The sequence below is a fragment of the Bifidobacterium sp. ESL0769 genome (assembly GCF_029395495.1).
Classification (GTDB): domain Bacteria; phylum Actinomycetota; class Actinomycetes; order Actinomycetales; family Bifidobacteriaceae; genus Bifidobacterium.
Genome location: NZ_CP113918.1, coordinates 1,928,653 through 1,950,985, shown reverse-complemented (window position 1 = coordinate 1,950,985; position 22,333 = coordinate 1,928,653). Strand labels below are relative to the sequence as shown.

The 22,333-nt window shown below is 54.3% G+C and carries 11 protein-coding genes and 1 tRNA gene; 8 read left to right on the top strand and 4 right to left on the bottom strand.

The genetic code is table 11. The features are described from left to right. Nucleotides 1–25: 25 nt before the first annotated feature. Nucleotides 26–2,671, top strand: coding sequence for a BspA family leucine-rich repeat surface protein (locus OZX72_RS07690; protein ID WP_277158116.1), 2,646 nt, complete (start codon nt 26–28; stop codon nt 2,669–2,671). A gap of 184 nt (nt 2,672–2,855) precedes the next feature. Here the strand turns inward: OZX72_RS07690 and OZX72_RS07685 are convergent, their stop codons facing one another. Continuing rightward, complete coding sequence (locus tag OZX72_RS07685) at nt 2,856–3,434, bottom strand: hypothetical protein (protein WP_277158115.1); 579 nt, start codon at nt 3,432–3,434, stop codon at nt 2,856–2,858. A 2-nt stretch (nt 3,435–3,436) separates the two neighbouring features. After that, the gene (locus OZX72_RS07680) at nt 3,437–3,967 is read right to left on the bottom strand and encodes a LytTR family DNA-binding domain-containing protein (RefSeq protein ID WP_277158114.1); all 531 of its coding nucleotides are present in this window, start codon (nt 3,965–3,967) and stop codon (nt 3,437–3,439) included. Between the two features lie 288 nt (nt 3,968–4,255). On the opposite strand from OZX72_RS07680, the gene OZX72_RS07675 reads away from it, so the two are divergent. After that, the gene (locus OZX72_RS07675) at nt 4,256–4,846 is read left to right on the top strand and encodes a hypothetical protein (RefSeq protein WP_277158113.1); all 591 of its coding nucleotides are present in this window, start codon (nt 4,256–4,258) and stop codon (nt 4,844–4,846) included. A gap of 14 nt (nt 4,847–4,860) precedes the next feature. Here OZX72_RS07675 and OZX72_RS07670 read toward each other — a convergent pair whose 3' ends face one another. Both OZX72_RS07670 and OZX72_RS07665 read right to left on the bottom strand, forming a co-directional pair. Next, nucleotides 4,861–5,457: a DUF3021 family protein gene (locus tag OZX72_RS07670; RefSeq protein WP_277158112.1), complete on the bottom strand. Its 597-nt coding sequence runs from the start codon at nt 5,455–5,457 to the stop codon at nt 4,861–4,863. 2 nt (nt 5,458–5,459) lie between these two features. Continuing rightward, nucleotides 5,460–5,948: a LytTR family DNA-binding domain-containing protein gene (locus OZX72_RS07665; RefSeq protein WP_277158111.1), complete on the bottom strand. Its 489-nt coding sequence runs from the start codon at nt 5,946–5,948 to the stop codon at nt 5,460–5,462. 663 nt (nt 5,949–6,611) lie between these two features. Here OZX72_RS07665 and OZX72_RS07660 point away from each other — a divergent pair. The 6 genes from OZX72_RS07660 to OZX72_RS07635 all read left to right on the top strand — a co-directional run bounded on the left by OZX72_RS07660 (nt 6,612) and on the right by OZX72_RS07635 (nt 22,161). Further along, nucleotides 6,612–9,824: a BspA family leucine-rich repeat surface protein gene (locus tag OZX72_RS07660; RefSeq protein WP_277158110.1), complete on the top strand. Its 3,213-nt coding sequence runs from the start codon at nt 6,612–6,614 to the stop codon at nt 9,822–9,824. Nucleotides 9,825–10,218: 394 nt separating this feature from the next. After that, nucleotides 10,219–13,332, top strand: coding sequence for a BspA family leucine-rich repeat surface protein (locus tag OZX72_RS07655; protein WP_277158109.1), 3,114 nt, complete (start codon nt 10,219–10,221; stop codon nt 13,330–13,332). A gap of 221 nt (nt 13,333–13,553) precedes the next feature. Continuing rightward, nucleotides 13,554–13,979 (top strand): holo-ACP synthase, encoded by a 426-nt coding sequence (locus tag OZX72_RS07650; RefSeq protein ID WP_277159412.1) that lies wholly within the window; start codon nt 13,554–13,556, stop codon nt 13,977–13,979. Between the two features lie 313 nt (nt 13,980–14,292). Beyond that, nucleotides 14,293–16,542: an exo-alpha-(1->6)-L-arabinopyranosidase gene (locus OZX72_RS07645; protein WP_277158108.1), complete on the top strand. Its 2,250-nt coding sequence runs from the start codon at nt 14,293–14,295 to the stop codon at nt 16,540–16,542. 243 nt (nt 16,543–16,785) lie between these two features. Further along, nucleotides 16,786–16,859, top strand: a tRNA-Gly gene (locus tag OZX72_RS07640). A 232-nt stretch (nt 16,860–17,091) separates the two neighbouring features. Next, entirely contained in the window at nt 17,092–22,161 is a 5,070-nt protein-coding gene (locus OZX72_RS07635) for a BspA family leucine-rich repeat surface protein (protein ID WP_277158107.1), read from the top strand. Nucleotides 22,162–22,333: the final 172 nt, after the last annotated feature.

Below are 22,333 nucleotides of genomic sequence, written 5' to 3'. Positions count from 1 at the left end.
AACCGCAGGGAGAGGAAGAGAAGCAATGAAGTCTTGGAACAAAGCGATTGTCGGTATGCTTGCCGCAGCCGCGATGATTGCCACGCCATTCGCTACAGCGTCCGCCAGCGAAAGCGAGCCGCAGTCTGCCGCTGCGCCGTCTGCTCAATCCGCTGAGTCGGCCACTCAAGGCGCCGCGCCGGCAACTTCTCCAGCCCAGCAGAGCAGCAATCCGGTCCAAGCTCCGGCTGCTGGTCAGGGTGCAACCGCAGGCCAGTCTGGTGCGCAATCCGGTACGGCCACACCGTCGTCCGGTGCAACGCAGCAGGGTGCCGCAGCTGGCAAGGAGACCTCGGGCGCTGCGCAGCAAGGCAACAACAACTCGACACAGTCGAAGGCCAGCGAAACCGCGCAGTCCCCTGATCACAAGGCGCAGCCAGCCCCCGCTCCGCAAATTCAGCAAACCCCTCAGATTCCGCAGGTTCAGGATGAGACTTGCCAGGGCAACGGCTCGTGGGGTGTTTACGGTGACTCCAGAGACTCGACATATACGTTCCAGAAAGACTCCGAGGGTGCTTGCACGGTCTATATCCATGGCGGGATTTTCGGTTTCTACAACGTCGCCCCGTTCCGCGACAACGACATGGTGACCCACATCGTCTTTGATGCGCCTGTCACTCCCGCCCAGCCCGATCTTTCTTCTATGTTCGGCGGTTTGCCGACTGTCACCAAAATCGAAGGCCTGCATTACATTTCAGGCGTTACGGGTGGGGCCATGATGTTTTATAAGGATCCCAACCTGGTGAGTGTCGATGCCGCTGGTCTCGATACCTCGGGGATTAAGAATATGACGCAGATGTTCGGCGCGGATCCCAACCTGAAAACCGTCAATGCCACTGGTTGGAACACGTCCAATACCACGAGCATGGCCAGCATGTTCCAAGGAACTTCGTCGCTTCAAGAAGTCATCGGCATTAATGATTGGAACACTTCTCGCGTGACCTCATTAGACAACACGTTTGCTTCTTCGGGCCTGCAGTCCTTGGATTTGTCCAATTGGGACACGGGCAATGTTACAGACATGGAATTGACGTTCAACCGCATGCTAAATCTGGAGAGTCTGGATGTCTCCAACTGGAATGTTTCAAAAGTAGAGGCAATGAGCGTAATGTTCGGCTATGATGCGAAGTTGCGGAATATTGATGTTCATCGATGGAGTACACCTGCGCTGCAGGATATGTCTTGGCTCTTCATCGGAGATGATTTGCTGACAACTCTCGATCTGTCGAATTGGTCTACGCATAATGTCACTGGTTATGTCACTGGGGAGACGGCATTCCCGAGGACGTTGAACAAGCTTATTCTGGGTAGGAAGGCCCTGATGTACCCGGAGTATTTCAGCTATAACACCGAACCGTCCGACGCCGGTGCCACTGACGAGAACGGTTACAGCGGTCATTGGACGAAGGACGACGACAGCTGGGTGAGCGTCAGCAGGGGTGGAGACGATGAATCGTTCTCTGCGATGACCCACGCTTCCACGTTTGCCGGCGGTACTTACGTTTGGCAGGAGTTCGCCGAAGTGAGCTTCGAAGGCAACGCTCCGAGCGATGCGAACCTCACCGGCACCACTGCCACTCAGCGTGTGGAAAAGGCTGACGCGACGCGCATCAGTATTCCGATTTCGCCTTCAGGGTTCTCTTCCACCAAGTACAACTTCAAGAGCTGGAACACGGATCCGAGGGGTAGTGGTACACAATACGTAGGGGGCCAGATAGCCAGTGGCTTCACCCGTAGCAATCACAGCCTCAAGCTCTATGCCCAGTGGGAGCTCAAGTCTCAGCCGCAGACGTCTCAGCATTACGTCATTCGTTATATGGCGAACGCCCCTGAAGGTTCGACGGTCACCGGAACCGTTTCCGATGACAGCTTCAATGTCTCTCCCTCTGCCGGCGTCGATCTGAACAATTATCCGCGTGAAGTCGCGAAGAATGGATATACGATCGCTGGAGGAACTTATACGTTCACTTCTTGGCGCTCCAATCGCGGCGATTACAAGCCGGGAGACATCATCAAGGTGGCACCGGGCACGACTGTGCTCTACGCTCAGTGGAAGGCTTCTGACCCCGTTCCTGGACCTGCTCCGGCTCCGGTGATCCCGCCTGCTCAGCCGAACCCGCCGGTTACTCCTGCGCCTAAGTTGCCAGCTGCTAGGACCCCGTTGCCAGCCGCTAGGACCCCGTTGCCGTCCCCGGCTCCCGCAGCGCGTGCGGCTGCTCCCGCCCCGAGCAATAACGGTGCGGCGCCCACAGCCACTGCCCCTGCCGCTCCGGTCGAGCAGCAGCCCTTGCCGCAGCGCGCCCGTCCGAAGTGCATTCCCGATGACGTCTATCGTAAGATACAGGCTGCCAAGCGCAAAAACAACAGCAATGGCACCCAGCCCGTCGATTTGACCGATATGAGTGATGACACGGCAGATGCCGAGGCTGCGGCTTGGAAGCTCTCCGACTATAATGGTCTGTCGCGTTGTGAGGTTGAGGCTTCGGCCCCGAGCGCCATGGTACGCCACTTCAGCTTCTGGTGGTTGCTCCTCTTCCTGATTCCTCTCTTCCTGTTGCTCCTCGCTTACAGGAACGGCGGATACATCGTCGCGCGCCATCGTGATTTCGATTCCGCCACGATCAAGAAGTAGTTTCCAAAAGTAACGTGGATGGCGCATTAACCGCCTGAAAAGTTACGAAAGCAAAGTGCCTGTCACTGATTCGTTCGGTGACAGGCACTTTCGTTATCACAGTTGAAGAGAGCATTTACTGATTGCATGGCTAAAGTCATGCCCGCGTTTTCTTCACTTTTTACCAGAGGGGTCGAAGAGCGGATTATTTATATTGAGTTTGCTCGGTTTCAGCGCTAGCGTTCCCAAGACTTTCGCTGCTTTCGACGCCTTCGTCAGCATCGCTCGCACCATCGTTGTAGGTTTTGGCTTTGAAAGTAGAGAGACGTGCGTTCAGATGTTGGTTCATTCCTTCGGTGATCGCCCGCGAATAAAGCAAGATTACCAGCCAGGCACAGATATAAAGCACGATAAACAGGACGACGAAAACGAGCATCTCGTCGCTGAACAGATGCGATTTCCCGCCGGTGATATAGACCCACAACACCGAAAGCGCCAGAGTGGAGAACCCTTGCAGCGGAATGATGATGGACCAAGGCAGGTCGCTCCAAAACAGCGCCAACGTCAGCTCTCCCAAGATGACGTCGATGATGAGCATCGTGCCCATGCTCATTCGACCGATGGGCATCCATCCGGGCAGGAACAGTTCGATGACAGCCACCGTCAGTGAGCCGATCATCGGCCCCTTGATGGCGTAGTTCAAAATCATGGCAAACTTCGACTCATTGCGCGAAGGCCGCAACAAAGTGCTGAAACTACCGGCTGGGCTGTGCAATTTCTTCATCGTTATGCTCCAATCACTTCACGAAGACCCGGTACATAGCGTCGACCGACAATCTCTTCCTTGCCGCCGTCGAGGCTTGCGCTCATATTGCCGGAATAACTGAGTTTTAGGGAGCGCAGGTGGCGTATGTTAATCAGCGCCTGGCGCGATATGCGAACGAATTCGGTAGGCAGCCGCGTCATGAAATGGACGAGCGTGTCGTGGGTAGTCAGAGTGGTGATCAGCTGACCTTTTCGTGCGGTGTCGCCTTGGCTGACAAGAATCTGGATGTCGAGCATCTCGCCGTCGACCTCCACGGCGACGATGGCGGCGGTCGGTATGATTTCGTAGCTGCCGTCGGTTTCAATGGCGATGGTAGTCATGTTGCGCCGTTGCAGCGTTTTGATTGACTGCATCAGTTGGACGGTTTCCTCGGTTGCTTCGTTCGCTTCGACAATGATATTCACGCTGCCTTTAGGCAAATCAGGATTCGCGCGGAACGTGATGCTCATATGCTCCACCCAGTCTTTCTTCTGGTCAGTAGGAAGAATCAATCCGCTTATGAAAGGGCATACATTGCCATATCAAAGCTCTCACAAGTACCGTCTCTACAATAATACATAATATGTATGAATAGCTACACAATTTGTCGTAATAACATTGTTTTCACCACTTATTCAATACCGTTTAACCAATGAAACGTGTGATTGGCTTGAGACGATTGCGTGGTCCTCCGGTGTACCGTGGTATCTTTATTGATGGCATAGTTAGCAAGATCCTTGGACACGAAACGTAAGCGAAGAGGGTCTGAATAAAGGAAAGTGAGCTAGTCGAGGGAAACGATGAAGGCGTTGAAGAGGATTCTGATTGGTTTGTGCGTAGCGGCGACTATGGGTGTTGCGCCCGTCGCCGCGAACGCAGCCGTGAATTCCAACGCCGTCGATGCCTACCCGATTGTCGCTGCCGTTCAGGGCGATAGTTTGCACAACATTCCTTCAAATGATGCCGTTTTGCAGAATAATCCTTCTCAGGATGCCACTTCGAAGGTCACTACTTCGCAGCTTTCGCAACAGAATGCTCCCTCGCAGAACAATTCTGCACAGAATACTCCTTCACAGAGTGCTCCCACCACCCCGGTTCCACAAGGCCACAAGGTTCCCGTCACGCCTATCGAAGGCCCTAATGACGGCGATGCCGCGGGTGACAACGCGATTTGCGACCAGAATGAGCATATTGAGGTCCAGCAATGCACGACGGGCCAGGCTCGCAGCGCGATTTCCGCAGACACAGCCTTGCGTTTCAACTGGTCGGTGCTGGCGGTGTTTGCCGTCGTCGTTTTTGCGATTTTGGCCATGACCTACCATCACGAAACCAGCAAAGACAAGCGCAATATGTATGCGCATCATTGCAACGGCCGGTTCGTGGTCAGGTAAGCGGCCAGATTTTTTCAGTTCTTGCGGCGCATATGCTTTCTGTCACTCAAGCGTCTGTTGATGTTGCTGGCGATGAAATTGAAATAGAACAGTATGCCAGCCCAGATCACGACGTACACCACGATGAACCCGACCACGAAAAGGGTGAGCTCCTCGTGGAAGACGTGCCATTGCCAGCCGTTGATATAGATCCAGCCGATGCAGATTAGCAAGGTACAGATCAGGTGCGTGGGGATGATGACGAACAGCGGCAGGTCGGAACGCTGCAAGACGAGTGTGACGATGCCGATCAGTGCGTCGATCAGGAGCATCGTCAGCATTCCCAGCCTGGTGATCGGAATCCAGCCGGGAATGAATATCTCAATCAAGACCGCGCCCGCCGAGCCGAACAGTATGCCTTTGATGGCATAGCTCAGGATGGCGCGCGGCCATGATTCACCCCGCGTCGGCAATCGGTTGGAGTGGCTGTAATGTCCGTCGTGGTCGTTGCATTCGTTGAAATCGAAATCGATGTCGACGGATGGTTGTTTCGTACCGCTGATTCCGGTATCTCCGATATTTTTCGTATCACCATTCAAAAAGTTCTCGGCCGATTTTTCTTGGTATTGCAAGCCTATGCTCCTATTATTTTTCTCAGGTCGGCTACGTATCGTCGTCCTACGGTCTCATCTATCTCGGCGTCAAGGCTGGCTATCATATTGCCGGAATAGCTCAATTTTAATGATCGCAGATGATTGATGTTGATGACGCTCTGGCGCGAAATTCTCACGAATTCGTTGGGCAGACGCCGTAAGAAGTGGGCAAGTGTGTCGCGCGTGGCGATCGTGTTGCTCGGGGCTCGCGGATTTTGCGTCGCAGCTTTGTTCTGTATCAGCCGCAGCAGCAGCATGTCGTCATGTACTTCGACGGCGATGATTGACGCGATGGGTATGAGCTCCAACGATTCTTCGGTGTTGACCACGATTGTGGAGGTGTTCAGCCGGGTTATTTTTCTGATACCCTGCATAAGCTGCATTGCTTCGTCACTGGGCTTCGCCGCCTCGATGATGACGTTTAGTTCGTCGTCCGACAGGTCAGGATTTGCTCGGAACGTGATACTCATAAATGCCTGTTCTTTCCCCGTTATATGCCTGTGTATGAGAAGTCCCCGCTCTTGCTTTCCCCGATTCATACGTAAGACATGTTTATAAATATACACTTACCGGTTAATTAACTCATACTTTGTTTGTTTAAGTAGCCTGATAGGCAGTCCAGACATTCTTGTCATACTTGCGCAATATTTGGGGCCTAAATGCTCCATTGCTGAACAACCACTTCGTTGCTTCATTATATATGCTTTCGCCTCTGTCGGATATTTCCTTGTTGTAAATCGAGCAATAGTTCTTGAATCGTCTATCGTAATTAAAAGGATTGACATGTCTAATAAATAAGGAATCGCATACTTTGCTTATTAAAAATGATGACAGAAATGGCTTTATTGTCGGTAATCTTCGTGGTTTGGCGATGGTGTAATTCTTTTTGCTCATTGTAGTGGGAAGGATAAAGTTGCATGATGGATCTTCATTCATTCCGATACTTTTCGCCCTTATTTTTGTACCTTTTACCTGCAATTTTTGACCGTTTGGCTTGAGGATTTTTAAATACGAATCTGATTAATGTAGCGTTAAACGATGTACATGAATTTAAAGTCAGATTTATTGGCATGGTTTTAGTTTTGCCAATAAATCAGAGTCGTATCACGATGTATAAGAGAAAGAAGGAAATGATGAGATCGTGGAACAAGGCGGTGATTGGTCTGCTTGTCGCCTCGGCAATGGCTCTTGGTACCGGCGTGGTGGCATCTGCCGATGAGGCCAGCTCAAGTACTGCCGACGCACAACCGACCACTCAAGTGGTTCAAAAGTCTCAAAATGATAATGCCGGGCTTTCCACGAACAAGCCCGGTGAAGTGAATATCGAGGCGAAGCAACCGGCCGGTTCCCAGCCGGGAACGACTTCTGCGATGTCGCAGGCAAAGCAGGGCGATTCCGCGACGACGCCGCAGGCTGGCACCCAGCCTACTAAGGCGCAAACCTCGGCAAAGGCCGATACGCAGGCCAAGCAGGCTCCAGCTGTGCAAGCCAGACAGGATCCGGCTCCAGCGACGCAGGATGACCCGGATCCTTCCATTAAGATTCAAGGGGATTTCGGCGGTAACGCCGATGGCAGTCAAAAAGTGCACTGGTATGTAAAGGAAACAACGCCGAACCAGTATGTGATGCATATCGGTTCGGGTGTGCTTGGTGCTCACTATAGGGGTTCGCCTACTGACATATTGTGGTCTTATCAATCGAACAAGGTAATAAGGGACAATATCGTCCGCATTGTGTTTGATGATGCTCCCAACACGCATTTCGTGCCCGGAAGCCGATTCGACTGTGGCGGATATGATAATCTGGAGAGCATCGACAATGTCGGCGACCTTGATTTTAGCCTTCTTCAAGGGCAGACCGGTACTTTGGATTTGACCTCGTTCTTCGCTAATGATCCCAAGCTCCAGACTGTTGACCTGACCGGTTGGGGCGCTGGTCGTACCGCACCGGGTGCAGGTCTTCCTGGTGTCAAGGCTTCCAGTAAATGGAAGACTCATGTGTCCATCAATTTACGCGATTTGTTCGACGATGATACTGTATTGACTGCGGTAACCGGACTTGACGATTGGGATACCTCGGCTGTCACCGACACATCTATGATGTTTCGGACGGATACTGATTCTAATTCGAAGCTGACTTCTGTTGGCGATTTGTCTGGCTGGGATATGAGCAACAATACCAATACCCAGGATATGTTTGCATATAATTTCAAACTTACCAGTGTCGGCGATTTGTCGAATTGGAATCTCAGCAAAGACGAATGTGCGGAATGGATGTTCAGTGACACCGGCATCAGCTCTGTTGGCGATGTTTCCGGTTGGGGAATGGGCAACGTCACGAATATGCAGGGAATATTCTATGATATGCCCAATTTGACAGAATTACCAGGTCTTGAAAACTGGGACGTGAGCCAGAATAGGTGGTTTACGAGTATGTTCGACGAAGATTCTTCACTCACCTCCCTTGACCTGACCGGTTGGCATACCAATGCTGCTACGTCTATGCACTATATGTTCACTGGTGCTTATTCATTGACGGAGATCAAGGGCCTTGACGATTTCAATACCAGCAAGGTAACTGATATGACGATGATGTTCTACTCCGGTTTCAATCATTCCGGCTCGTTGAAATCTTTGGACCTGACTGGTTGGGATACCTCGAACGTCACTGGCATGAGTTACATGTTCGACGGTCAGCAGCAACTGACCGAAATCAAGGGGCTTTCACACTGGAATGTTTCCAAGGTCGCCGATATGACCTCCATGTTCAACGGTGATTTCGCTTTCACCACGATTGATCTTTCCGGTTGGGATACCCGTGCCGTAACTTCGGGCACAAATGTTTTCCCATATGGTGTGAAATCCCTGAAGCTTGGTCCGCATACCAGGATTCCGGGTTCGTCCTCCTTTGGCTTCCAGCCCGATGCTTCCGGTGCTGTTGAGGCCGACGGCTATACCAGTCGTTGGACGAAGAGCGATGGCAGCTGGGTGAGCGATTCTTCTGACGATAACGCCTCCTTGGCTGCGTTGACCCAGGCTTCTGGATTCGAAGGCGGCACCTATGTCTGGCAGGAATTCGCTGAGCTGAGCTTTGACGGAAACGCGCCTCAAGGCTCGACGCTCACTGGCTCTCTCGATACCATTCGTAAGGCTGGGCCTGATGCCTCGAAGATCGAGATCACGGCTCCTGATTCTGCATTCACTGTTGACGGATATGCCTTCAAGGGCTGGAATACCGACGCCAACGGCGGACAGAAGGCCTACAAGAAGGGCGATGTCGTCAAGGGCTTCACCCGTGGCCAGAACATCAAGCTCTATGCCCAGTGGAAGAAGTCTTCCGTCCCTGCCACCACGATTCAAAAGCAGCCGGCACATTATGGCATCCATTATGTGGCCAACGCACCCCAGGGGCTGACGGCAACGGGCTCTATGGCTGATGATGCCTTTGACGTGCAACCTGCCAATCAGGTGGGCAACTGGATTAATCAGGATCGTCAGGTTCTGGCCAGCGGCTACACGGTCGAAGGCTACACCTTTATCGGCTGGAGCACCGCTCGGGACGGTAGCCGAGGTATCTATCGGGTGGGCAACATTATCAGCGTCAAGCCTGGCAAGACCACGCTCTATGCCCAGTGGACGAAGACTCCTGCTCCTGCTCCTGCGCCCGCGCCCGCACCTGCGCCTAGCCCGGCACCGGAACCGCCAGCTCCTAGCCCGGCACCTGCTCCAGCTCCCGCACCGGCTCCAGGTCCGCAACCCGGTGGCAACAACAACGGTGGGAATAACGGAAACAATGGCAACAACGGCAATAACGGTGGAGCGGTCACTGTGCAACCCGCTGCGTTGGCTCCGCAGGCTTCTGTCGTCTACCGTTACGCTCCCTACCGTGTGACCGTAGGTGTATCCCCGAATGCAACCGCTCCGGTTCCTACCCAGCCCTCCCAGACTCCTGCACCTAAGGATCAGCAGGACAGCAAGGTGAAGACGAATGCCCCGAAGAAGGCTCGCCCGAAGTGCATGCCTGACGACGTGGCTCGTAGGCTGAACAACAAGAAGAAGAACGCCAACAAGGTCGCGTGGCTCGAGGCCGACGAGACGGCTTACGGCACGCCTGCTGAGTGGAGCGATTCGGATTACGAGGGCTTGCCGAGGTGCGCTTTCGCGAATCCTCCCGCCCCGGAGGTGAAGGCTCAGAACCATAACATCTTCAACTGGTGGTGGCTCCTGCTCCTGTTGCTTCTGATTGTGATTGTCGTCTCGACGTACATCTACGAGAAGAACAAGCGGAATGACAAGAAGAACGCCCAGTATTATAACGGCGCGACCGGCAACGGTGTCTCTGTCTGATTCGTCCTCTTCCCGGCAACGGGAAAGGCCCTGATGATTGAAGGAAGTGGCGGTTGGCATCACATTTGCCAACCGCCACTTCCTATATTTATGTGTTGCTCATGGTCGGTAGAACGGCCATGCGTTTTGTTCTCATCGCCGAGATCGATGTTTTTATACAGGTTTCATGTGATTAGCGATTTATTATAGACAAATCAAGAAACACCGTCTAATGCATTTCTTTCGATTGTGTTACAATTTGCTGCAAAGGAGAAATCTATATGGGGTGGTATATGGATATCGACCTGTTTCAAGCTGGTACCTGTAAATCTAGTTTGCCCTAAATCCATATAGGAAAGGGGAAATAGTGGAATCTTGGAACAAGGCGGCAATTGGGCTACTTGTAGCTGCCGCAATGGCACTCGGAACCGGTGTTGTGGCCTCTGCCGATAGTGCCAACACTCCTACAGGTTCGTCATCGACTGTTTCGCAAACATCCCAAAGCAGTGATGTAGCGTCGGCAGACACTAGCAAGAGTGCCGAAGCCAATACCGATCTCAAGCAGTCTGAAAGCCCGGTGGTTTCAGCGTCGTCACAGCCGGAGGCCGGGAAAGTGGCAGCGCCGAAGAAGACGGAGTCCGAGCAGGCGCAGCAGATTTCCGGAGCCAAAACCGAGCAGAAGACGCAGGCTCCTTTGACTCGTTCGCAGCAGCAGCCCGAGGCTCAGGGCGATCCTGATCCCTCGATTAAGGCCCAGGGCGATTGGGGCGGCAACGAGAATGGCACCGAAAAAGTGCATTGGTATGTTCAGGAAACCGCGCCGAATAAGGAAGTGCTGCATTTTGGTTCGGGTGTGCTCGGCTCTTATGTGAACGAGCCCTCCGTTGTGTTGGATCATAGTGAGAACGGCAAGCAATTGCACAATAATATTGTCCGTATCGTGTTTGATGACGCCACCAACACGCATTTTGTGCCCAAAACCGATTTCGACTGCCAAGGATATCCGAATCTGGAAAGCATCGACCATGTAGATGATCTTGATTTCAGCCGTCTCGAAGGCCAGACCGGCAACCTGAAGTTGGGGGCGTTCTTCGGAAGTGATCCTAAGCTGAAGAGCGTTGACCTGACAGGTTGGGGTACCAAGCGCACTGCACCGGGCGCAGGGCTGCCTGGCACCAAGGCTTCCAGCAAATGGAAGACGGGCGTATCCATCAATATGGGCGCTATGTTCGAACAAGACCTCGCGCTGACCACGATCAGCGGTCTCGACGATTGGGACACTTCAGCCGTTACTGATACTTCTTATATGTTCCGCACTGATTACCAAGGCGGTTCGGTGCTTGATTCCATCGGCGATTTGTCGCGCTGGGATATGAGCAACAACACCAATGTCCGAGATATGTTTGAAAGTAATCCCAAGCTTTTGAGCGTCGGTGATCTTTCCGGCTGGAATCTGAGCCACGCCAAGTGCGCGGAATGGATGTTCCTTGACACAGGCATCAGTTCTGTCGGCAATGTCTCTCATTGGGGTATGGGCCAGGTCACTGATATGCAGGGCATATTCGCGAACATGCCCAACTTGACGGAGGTGCCGGGTATCAAAAATTGGGACGTGAGCAAGAACACGTGGTTCACCTGCTTCTTCCAGGACGATTATGCGCTGAAGTCGCTTGACCTGACCGGTTGGAGCACCGATGCCGCCACGGATATGCTGAATATGTTCTTCGATGATTATTCTTTGACGCAGGTTTCAGGGCTTACAGGCTTCAAGACCGGCAAAGTGACCAGTATGGACGCGATGTTTTATATCGATTCCGATCATTCCGGTTTGTTGACCTCATTGGACATGTCCGGTTGGGACACCTCGAGTGTCAAAGATATGGATTCCATGTTCAGCCGCCAGGGGCAGCTGGCCCAAATCAAGGGACTCTCGGACTGGAACGTTTCCAGTGTCACCGATATAGACGATATATTCAATGGTGATTTCGCTTTCACCACGATTGATCTTTCCGGTTGGGATACCCATGCCGTGACTTCAGGCACGTACGCTTTCCCATATGGTATGAAATCGCTGAAGCTGGGACCGCGAACCAAGATCGCGGATTCGTTCTTCGGCTTCACGCCTGATGCCGGCGGTGCCACCGAGGACAACGGCTATACCGGCCGCTGGACGAAGAGCGACAACACCTGGACGAGCGACGCGAGCGACGACAACCATGCCCTGGCGGCGTTGACTCAGGATTCCGGATTCGAAGGCGGTACCTATGTCTGGCAGGAATTCGCCGAGGTGAGCTTTAGGAAGAACGCTCCGAAGCACGCGAAGGTCAGCGGGTCACCTGTCACGATTCGCAAGGTCGGGGCCAAGGCCGAGGATATCAAAATCAAGGTTCCTCGTCTGATGTTCCACGCCAAGAACTACAAGTTCCTCGGTTGGAATTCCGGCAAGCACGGCGGTCAGATGTCATTCAAGAGGGGCGACACCGTCACCAACTTCAATCGCGGCGAGAATATTCGTCTCTGGGCGCAGTGGCAGAGCAAGGGTGTGCCTTCCACGCCGCTTATTCCTTCGGCTTTGGAATACAGAATTCATTACGAAGCCAATGCACCGGAAGGTCTGACGGCTACCGGGAGTGTGCCTGATGACGTGTTCACCGTGAATCCCGCTTCAGGGGTCGACCTGCTTCATTATGGGCACCAGGTCACCAAAAAGGAGTTCAAGGTCGAGGGTTATAAGCTTCTGACCTGGGCGACGCGGAAGGATATGCATGGTGGCTTCTATGGCGCCGGCAGTACGATTAGGGTCGCGCCTGGCACGACCACGTTGTATGCGGTGTGGGCCAAAGATGCTACTGTGATTTCCACTCCGACGACATCTGCTAAGCCGGTGGCTCCTGCTACGCCGACGACTCCGACGAGTCCCGAAATGCCTACCAGGCCGACGAATCCTACGACACCGATACGTCCTACGGTTCCGACGACGCCTACGAATCCTACAACTCCAAGGGTCCCTACGGCACCAACTCAAAATCAGGCCTCGCAGAATGTCACCAATAATGGTAGGAATGCCGTCCCTCGGCAGTCTGCACTTGTTCCAGTGGTCGCGTTGCCCGTTGCCGCTCCGGCGTTTGCTCCGGCGCAGCGTGTGGCCGGTAACGCCGTGGCTCCGGCCCCTGCTGCCGGTTCTGACGGTGTGGCGTCTGTTCCGCAGCAGCAGCGTCCGCGTCCCAAGTGCATTCCCGAGGATGTCTACCAAAAGATGAAGTCCGGCAAGCGCGGCAACGAGCCCGTTTACTGGATCGAACCCGATGGCAGCGCCTATGTGCAGAGCTCTGCTTGGAGTCTTTCCGACTACAACGGTCTGCCTCAGTGCTCGATTGGAGCTTCGGCGCCCGCGCCAGGGATGCACACGAGCTTCAATTTCTGGTGGCTGCTGGTGTTCTTGGTCCCCCTGTTCCTGCTGCTGTTTGCATATAGGAATAACGACTACATTCTCGCGCGTCACCGTAACCTGGATTCAGCCAATATCTGAGCCGTAGGTTGTGGTTTGATTTCGTCTTGCGATTCTGATTGATTGCATGGCGGTTTCGGGCTCGTCCGAGCTATATCAAGAGGTTCTGCCGGAAGCATCCGTCTGGCAGGGCCTCTTTGGTTTCCAGGCAATCTGCAATCATCGAGTTCATGTCGGGCAGGTAGCATGAAACTGTGATAGACGCGAAAGTTGGCAGGGATGCGAGGCCGTATGGTTCGCTGGTGCTCGGGGTAGGGCACGACGTGGTGGATGTTGCAGCGTTTTCCGAACAGCTGCGTGAACCCGGTTCGCGTTTCAGGGCGCTGTTTTCCACGCGCGAATTGAGGCAGGCTGCGGCGCGTGCCAAAGTCAAGCATGATGATGAGGCCGCACATCTGGCCGTTCGTTGGGCTGGAAAGGAAGCAGTGCTCAAGGCGTGGTGCGAGGCGCTCGCTGATCGGCCGAACCCGTATACACTTGACGATTTTCCTTGGGGCCAGATCGAGATTCTCGACGATTCGCGCTCTCGGCCCCGTGTCGTGTTGGCCGATGTTTGCGAAGCCAGATTGAGGGAATCCTTGGGTGCGGATTTTCCGGCGTTGCGTTGGCATGTCTCATTGACTCATGATGGCCCCATCGCTTCGGCAGTGGTGTTGCTTGTCGGGTGATGAGTTCGTCCGGTGTCTTGTAGTAGATATCAGCATTCGGCTTTCGGCAAACCCCGCGAAACCGTATCATGCCATCGTTTGCAGAACAGATAAATCTGTCTGGGAACTGCATCTCATATAGATATTCAAAACCTGCCCATTTGTCTGTTATTGCGGACGACAGTTTATGCTAATATATAGCTACCTACCGGTCGGTAACTAAGTGGTTATCCTCCAATTCAGGAATGGCCGGATTGGCAATAACTGAACGGGATATAGCTATAACGCAGGACTCAGGGATGAGGTTTGCGGGAAATAAAAGAAAGGTTGCAAAATGACCAATCAGACAACAACGAGCGCCAAGGACCTTAGCGTCGAAGAGCAGGCGGCGCTGACGAGTGGCACCAACCCGTGGAGCATCGGTTCGGTGGTTGAAAAGGGACTTCCGAACTACACCATCACCGATGGCCCACACGGATTGCGTAAGGCGCAGAACCTCGAGGGTATGGACGTCGAGAAGGCCGTTCCTGCAACCTGTTTCCCGCCCGCTGCGGGCATGTCGTCAAGCTGGAACCCAGAACTGGTGAAGGAAACCGGCGAGGCAATGGGTGAGGAGTGTATCCAGGAGCAGGTCGCTGTCATTCTGGGCCCCGGTATCAACATCAAGCGCAATCCGCTGGGAGGGCGCTGCTTCGAATTCTGGAGTGAGGACCCGTATCTGGCCGGCCACGAGGCCTGCGGTGAGGTTGAGGGTATCCAGTCCAAAGGCGTCGGCACTTCGCTTAAGCACTTCGCGGCCAACAACCAGGAGACCGACCGCATGCGAGTGAGCGCCAACATGTCGCAGCGTACCTTGCGTGAAATCTATTTGCCTGGCTTCGAGCACATCGTCAAGACCGCCCAGCCCTGGACGATCATGTGCTCCTACAACAAGATCAATGGCGTTTATTCTTCGCAGAACAAGTGGCTGCTCACTGATTTGCTGCGTGGGGAGTGGGGCTTCAAGGGCATCGTCATGTCCGACTGGGGTGCTGTGCACGACCGTGCCGCTGCCTTGAACGCCGGCCTGAACCTTGAGATGCCGCCGACCGACACCGACAACAAGATTGTGCATGCCGTTCGCGACGGCGAGATCAAACCCGAACAGCTTGAGAAGATGGCGCAGGGCATGATCGATCTGGTCGCCAAGACCCGTCCGGCCATGGAAAAGGGCCAGGCCGGCTATCGCTACGACGTCGAAGCGCATGATGATGTCGCCCGCCGCGCCGCACGCGAGGCCATGGTTCTGCTGAAGAACGATGATGACTTGCTGCCGGTGAAGCCCGGCACCAAGCTGGCCGTGATCGGCGAATTCGCCCGTACCCCGCGCTATCAGGGCGCTGGCTCCTCGCTGATTAACCCGAACAAGCTCACCAGCTTCATGGATGCGCTTGAAAATCGTGGCATCAAGGCGGACTTCGCACCCGGCTTCACGCTTGAAGACAATCCGCAGGATCCGGCTCTGACCGACGAGGCTGTTGCCGCCGCCAAGGACGCCGACACCGTGTTGCTCTTCCTCGGCCTGCCTGCAGCCTATGAATCCGAAGGTTTCGACCGCACCTCGCTCAGTATCCCCGCCAAGCAGGTCGAGCTGTTGAAAGCCGTCGCTGCAGCCAACAAGAACGTCGCGGTCATCCTCTCCAACGGTTCCTCGGTCTCCATGCCGTGGGCCGGCGATGCCAAGTCCATCCTCGAAGCCTGGCTTTTGGGCCAGGCCGGCGGCGCCGCAACCGCCGATGTCGTCTTCGGTGATGTGAGTCCGTCCGGCAAGCTCGCCCAGACCATCATCAACGATTTGGACGACGATCCGACCATGATGAATTGGCCAGGGGAGGAAGGCCATGTCGACTACGGCGAAGGCGTTTTCGTCGGCTATCGCTACTATGACACCTTCCACAAGCCGGTCGTATATCCCTTCGGCTACGGACTTTCGTACACCACGTTCGAGGTCTCCGGGGCCAAGGCCGAGAAGACCGGCCCTCAGTCCGCACGCGTCACCGCGACTGTGAAGAACACCGGCTCCATGGCTGGCGCCGAGGTCGTGCAATTCTACGTCGTCCCGCCCAAGGAGTCTGTCGCGCGTCCTGTCCACGAGCTCAAGGGATTCAAGAAGGTCTATCTCGAGCCTGGCGAGTCTGCTGAGGTTTCCATCGACTTGGATTCGCGTGCATTCGCCTATTGGTCCGAGCGTTTCGAGGACTGGAAGGTCGAGGAAGGCACTTACGGCATCGAGGTCGCCACTTCGTCCCGCGACATCGTCGACACTGTCTTCGTCGATCTTGACGACGACGGCAAGGTCGCCAAGCTCACCAAGTGGTCCACTTTCAAGGAATGGAAGGACGATCCGGTCGGTGGCCCGATCGTTGAGAAGGTTGTGGCCAAGCTCAACAAGCAGTTCGGCCGCAATATCATGCCGGACAGCAGTCTGCTTGTGATGTTCGTCGACAGCTGCACCGTAGGCGGCATGGCCATGATGCTCGGCGCAGACGTTGCCGAAGAACTTACCAAGAACCTTCTGGCGGAATATGCCAAGGTTAGTAAGTAGTTCCCGATAGTCTTCAATATATTTGAATATTATTTGACACAAATCGGGCATGGAGTATTGAGAAATATATTCCATGCCCGATTTTTGTTATTGATACAGCCTTCATGTGTCGCAATGTCGCGTTGTGAAAGTGGTCAGGCTGCGCTTGACACGAAATTTGAAGGAACGTGTCGCCAATTCCGTGCCTCGTGTATACTTAAACTCGTTGTTTTACGGGACTTTCGAGTCGCGTATGAATGGCACGCGGATGTAGCTCAATGGTAGAGCCTCAGTCTTCCAAACTGATTACGCGGGTTCGATTCCCGTCATCCGCTCCACTCCGCAACGTCGCGGGTTGTGGCGGCTGCTTGGGCGTTACTGCTTTGGTGTCGGGTCTGCGTATGAAACGTTTTTATCCCAAGCTGCGGTATATGGTCTTAGCGTTCTGGTTTTCCTTTTGTTTTGTATATAAAGTCACTATATTCATTAACGTATTGCAAATTTTCTTCAATCGATATAATATAAAAAATAGTCTGATGTGTGCGGTTACGTGTGCAAAAGGTCGTGAGAATGTTGAAGAAGAAGAGCGCTAAGTTGTTGGGTGCCGTGGTTGCCACGGCGATGTTGTTCGGTCCGGTCATCGTTTTCGCGAGCGCGGATGAGACTCCAGCCCCCGAAACGCAGGAAGTGTCGCAGCATGCCCAGGTGCCGACTGGAACGCAGACGGGTTCGGCACAAGCGGGTAGTGACACATCATCGAGTGCTGAAAGCGCCAAAGACAAGCCTGTGAATCCTGGGCCCGGAACGGGTATGCCGACGCAAGCGGGTAAGAATCCGACAGCATCGGCTTCTGATACGCAAGCGGATAGCGCCGCCAACAGCGAGCGGCAAAGTGGTACACAGTCCGGAGAAACGCAAGTCCAACCCCAAGTCGGTCCGCAGGATGAAGGTCTTGAGCGCAGTTCCGAAGGCATGTGGGGCAACGCGCACTTCACTAAGGCTGTGGAAGATGGCGCCATCGTTTATAGGGTTGATGGCGGTAACGTTGGCGGTGTTGCCACTGCTCCGTGGCGTCAAGGTGTCAATCCTCCTGACTCGTACATTACCGTTCCGATGAAAATTATTTTCACGGATCCTGCGAATACGCATTTTCCTGCTGACAGCTCGAAAATATTCTGGGCTTTGGGCGGCTTGACGGAGATCGACGGCATCGGCGACGTGGACGTCAGCGGTGTCACCAATATGAGCGGCATGTTCGACAGTGATCCGAAGCTTGACGATTTGAGCTCGTTGAGCCATTGGGGCGCGAGTACCCATAACGTCACCGATATGTCGGATATGTTTTCTTCAGATATCTGGCACGATTCCTCGGATACTACAGGGCCTGGCGGTATTGCGAAAATCGGGGTCTCGGGCTGGGACACATCCAACGTCACGAATATGTACGATATGTTCCAATACGACGAGCGGGTGGAAACCCTTGACGTCGGCGGTTGGAACACTTCCAATGTGACGAATATGGGGCGTCTGTTCGTTAATTGCGTCAAACTGCGCAACCCGGACGTCTCTCATTGGAACACCTCCAAAGTCACGAACATGGAAGACATGTTCTCCAGTATGAATTCCGGGCGGCATGCCCCCGATGGCATCAACGAGGGCATCACGCGGCTCGACGTCACCAATTGGGACGTGAGCAACGTCAAGAACATGACGAATTTGTTTGCCTTTTCGGCCATCGGCAGCGTCGGTGGCGAGGGTTCTGACGTTAATATTTCGAAATGGGATGTCGGCAATGTCACCGAATTCACTGATATGTTCGGCACCATGCCGTTGGTCACCGACATCGATCTTTCCTACTGGGGTACGCGCAGCACCACAACCGGTCTGAACAAGACCCACAATGTCACGAACCTGCAGATGATGTTCTCGTTCGACCCGTTGGTGAAACATATCGACTTGCGCGGCTGGGACGTTGCCAATGTCGACGATATGCTCGGTATGTTCGATAACGAGGTCAACAACAGCACCCCAACCTCGCAATTGAAGACGATCGACGGCATCTCGGCGTGGAAGACCCCGAAACTGGGCTTCGACCTGACTTTTATGTTCGCAGGCAACGACAAGTTAGTCGGCGATCGAGCCACATCTGACGGCAAGATCGATCTTTCCGGTTGGGACACCAGCCACGTTCGCGGTATGGATGTCGTGTTCACCGGCACCAAGAGCCTAACTACAGTGGGCGATATCGGTAAGTGGGACACCAGTAACGTCAAGAAGAATGTCAACTGGACCAACGACGGCAGCATGTCTCGTATGTTCGAAAGTTCCGCCATTGAGAATCTTGACTTGAGCTATCGTACTGATGCGCAGGGCAACCGTATTCGTGGTTGGGACACTTCCGGTGTTTACGATATGAGCTATATGTTCCTGTACAACAAGGCGACGAACATCAACCTTGCTGGTTGGGACACCTCGAATGTCGAAAACATGATCGGCATGTTCTATGCTGCTTTCGATCTTTATAAGCTGGACCTTTCCGGGTGGGACCTGCGTAAGGCGACGACGGCGAACCAGATGTTCAACAGCACGGGTGCTTCATCCGGCTTGCTGCTCAACCTCAGCGATTGGAAGACATCAAGTAGCACGGATATGCGGTTCATGTTCTGTTGGAGCGGGCTGCTTTCTCTGGACCTGTCGGGGTGGACCGAGCAAAGCCTACAGGACATGTCCCCGCAATTCCCGTACACCTTGCAACGTCTGACCATCGGGCCGGACACGAAGCTTTCGACGGCCATGTTTGGTTGGAACGGAACCGTTCAAAAGACCGCTGGTGATCCCTATCAAGGCGTTATTGATGGAACCAATTGGTCTGAGGTTTATTCCGGCGAATGGGGCGAGATTACCGATGACGTGCATGCCTCGCTGACTTGCACCGTTTCCGGCGTAACCCACAGCGCCAAGGGTGAGGAGTGGAACAGCTGCGGGCGGCACGACGGCGCTTCATCGACGTCGGCTTTGGTGGCGCGTAGTAACGACTCGCATCCCGGAACCTACGTCTGGGAGTCGAAGGCCACGGTTCATTTCGCGGGTCTCAATCCCAGCGATGCGGCCAATGCCCAACCCGACGATACCACGATGCCTCCGCGGACCATCTATGGTGTGCGTGCCGATGGCAAGATCGACGGTGGAACTGAGGTCAAGCATATCAACAGCTTGCAGGCCAAAGTTCCGGCTTCGCGGCCGAACAAGGATCATAAGACCTTTGCCGGCTGGAAACTTGACGGCGAAAAGGACAGCCACGGCAAGCCGGTCAACACCGTTCACCAGCAGGGTGATTCAGTGACGCTTACCCCCGGCAGCAGCAACATCCTGCGCGGCCAGTGGAGGGATATCGATAAGTATCAGGTGACGCTTGAGCCCGGCAACCTAGGTCTCGGCGCCCATGCCACGTTGAATATTCCCAGCAATATCATCGTCGGTGGTTCCTCTGATTCCGTGCCGTTTGTGTGGTTGACGGTTCCCAAGAATGTGTATTCCGTGACCAGTGATGATTACGTCTATACTCTGACCGGTTGGAATACCAGGCCTGATGGCAGTGGCCCCAACTTCCCTGCGATGGATAGCGGAGTGGCGGTAGGATCCGGCGTCGGCCCCTACGTGGTGTATTTGTCCCAAGGCAAGCCGCAGGTAACTCTGTATGCGCAGTGGAAGCGCACGGGGAAGACCGCCTACAAGCTGTCGTTTGAAGCCAATGCAACTGATATAGATACCACGGTTTCAGGTATGCCTGGCCAGCAGGAAGTGAAGGATGCCGATAATTCGCATACATTTACGTTCGTTGGTACCAAACCCACGCGCGTGAGCAGCGACCCCGCCGATTACGAGTGGGAGTTCACTGGCTGGAGCACCGTCAGGGGTGACACGGGCGGTGATACGCCTGTGGTTTCTGGTAGCCAGCTCGCCTTCACCGTCGGTAAGGATCATCCTTCGGCCACGTTGTATGCGCACTGGAAGAAAGTTCACCAGTACACGTTGTCGTTCGACGCCAACGCACCTGCTGGTGAGATTACCGGTTCAACTTCCACAGGTGATATCAAGCAGCCCAGTGACAGCGACAATTCCTCTGTCAAAGTGCCCAACGACGCCAAGTTCGAGCGGAATGGCTATAAATTCATGGGCTGGAATGAGAAGCCCGATGGTACTGGCTCGGTCAATTACGCACCTGAGGGGAGTAATTCCTGGGTCGGCTTTGATGCCGGGGCCTCTCGTACCCGCGTCACGTTGTATGCGCAATGGTCCCGGTACCGTCACCATACACTCACATACGATTACCAAGCTGGTGGCGACTCCACGCTTGCGGCAAATTGCGAAGGCGTGACGTTGGCTCCCGGCCAGGTCTGCTCGCTGCCCACTGCTTCGGATTCCGGGGATTCTGACCTGAATGATTACACCAATGTGGCGATCACACCAATCACGCCTATGCGCAACGATTGGACGTTTATCGGCTGGACTCAGGATAAGGACGGGAAGACCCGTCTGTACAATTCCGGCGACTTGGTATCGGTGGGCTCTTCCACGAGTGATGCGGATTCCAACGTGCTGCTCTACGCGCAGTGGGTTCCCAAGGTCGATTACTCGCTGTCGTTCACGCCCGGAAAGACGGTCAACATTACCCAGGGCTTCGGGACCATGACGCAGAGGACGTCGACTGGTGGCGCAGCATTCGTCATTCCGTCAAATTACAAGTACACCGCTGAAGAGACGGGCTCTGTCTATCGCTTCGTCGGTTGGACGCAGCCTGGCGATAGTCATGTCTATCAGCCTGGCGAAACCGTCTATACCTTCCACGGGCATGAAAATATACTCATGACCGCCAAATGGCAATATACGTATAGTCTGACTTTCCAAGGCAAGAACAAGGGCATTGGCTCCAGCAAGAAAGTGGCAAAGGTCAGTCGCGGGCCGCTTGATGAGGCAAAGACCGAACTTACCGTTCCGAATGATTATAAGCTGGGCATGAAAGACGACAGCGGTAAATACCAGTTCACTGGTTGGCAGGATTCAAAGGATAAGCAGGTCTACAATCCCGGTCAAAAAGTGAAAATGGACTCCCATCGTGCAGAGATTTCGTTGGCTGCTCAATGGGCTCTTATTCCGGTAACACCGGCATCGCCTGACCAGCCCAAGCTTGCGACTGCCGGCCCTGCTCGCCTGACACCGACGCCTTCACCGGTGACTGCTGCTCCGGCGGTCTCGACGGCACAGGCCATGGCTCCGACGCCGCATGCCCGTGCTGGAGCCCCCGCTGTCGTTGGCTCGCAGCCTGCTGCTCAGGGACATGATGGTCAGGCCCCTGTCGCTGGGGCATCGCCCAAGAAGCGTATCTGGAAGTGCAACACCCGTACAGGCAAGATGGAGCCTGTTGCTTATCTGGCCGGAAATCTCGGCTACAACGTGTTCCCGGTGGCCGGTGGCCAGGGCAGGTGTGAGAGCACGGCCCAAAGTATGTCCGGTACGCAGGTTCACGCTGATTTCCCGTGGTGGATTATCCTGTTGGTGGTGGTCGCGTTGATGCTGACGTACGCACGGTATCATGACCGTTTCCAGGTCGCCCAGCATCGTGGCGAGGAAATCGACTGATTCTCGACGTTGCCTTGCAGCATCCATGAGATACCTATGGGATAGGTGTAATGAGTTTGTGCCTCATTCGTGCTTTGGTTGCTGACAGCCGAAGCCGTCATTAATGTCGCAAAGCCTGACGAGCCGGATTCGTTTTTGTTTTCGATCCAGCTCGTCTTCCTTCATCTCTCAG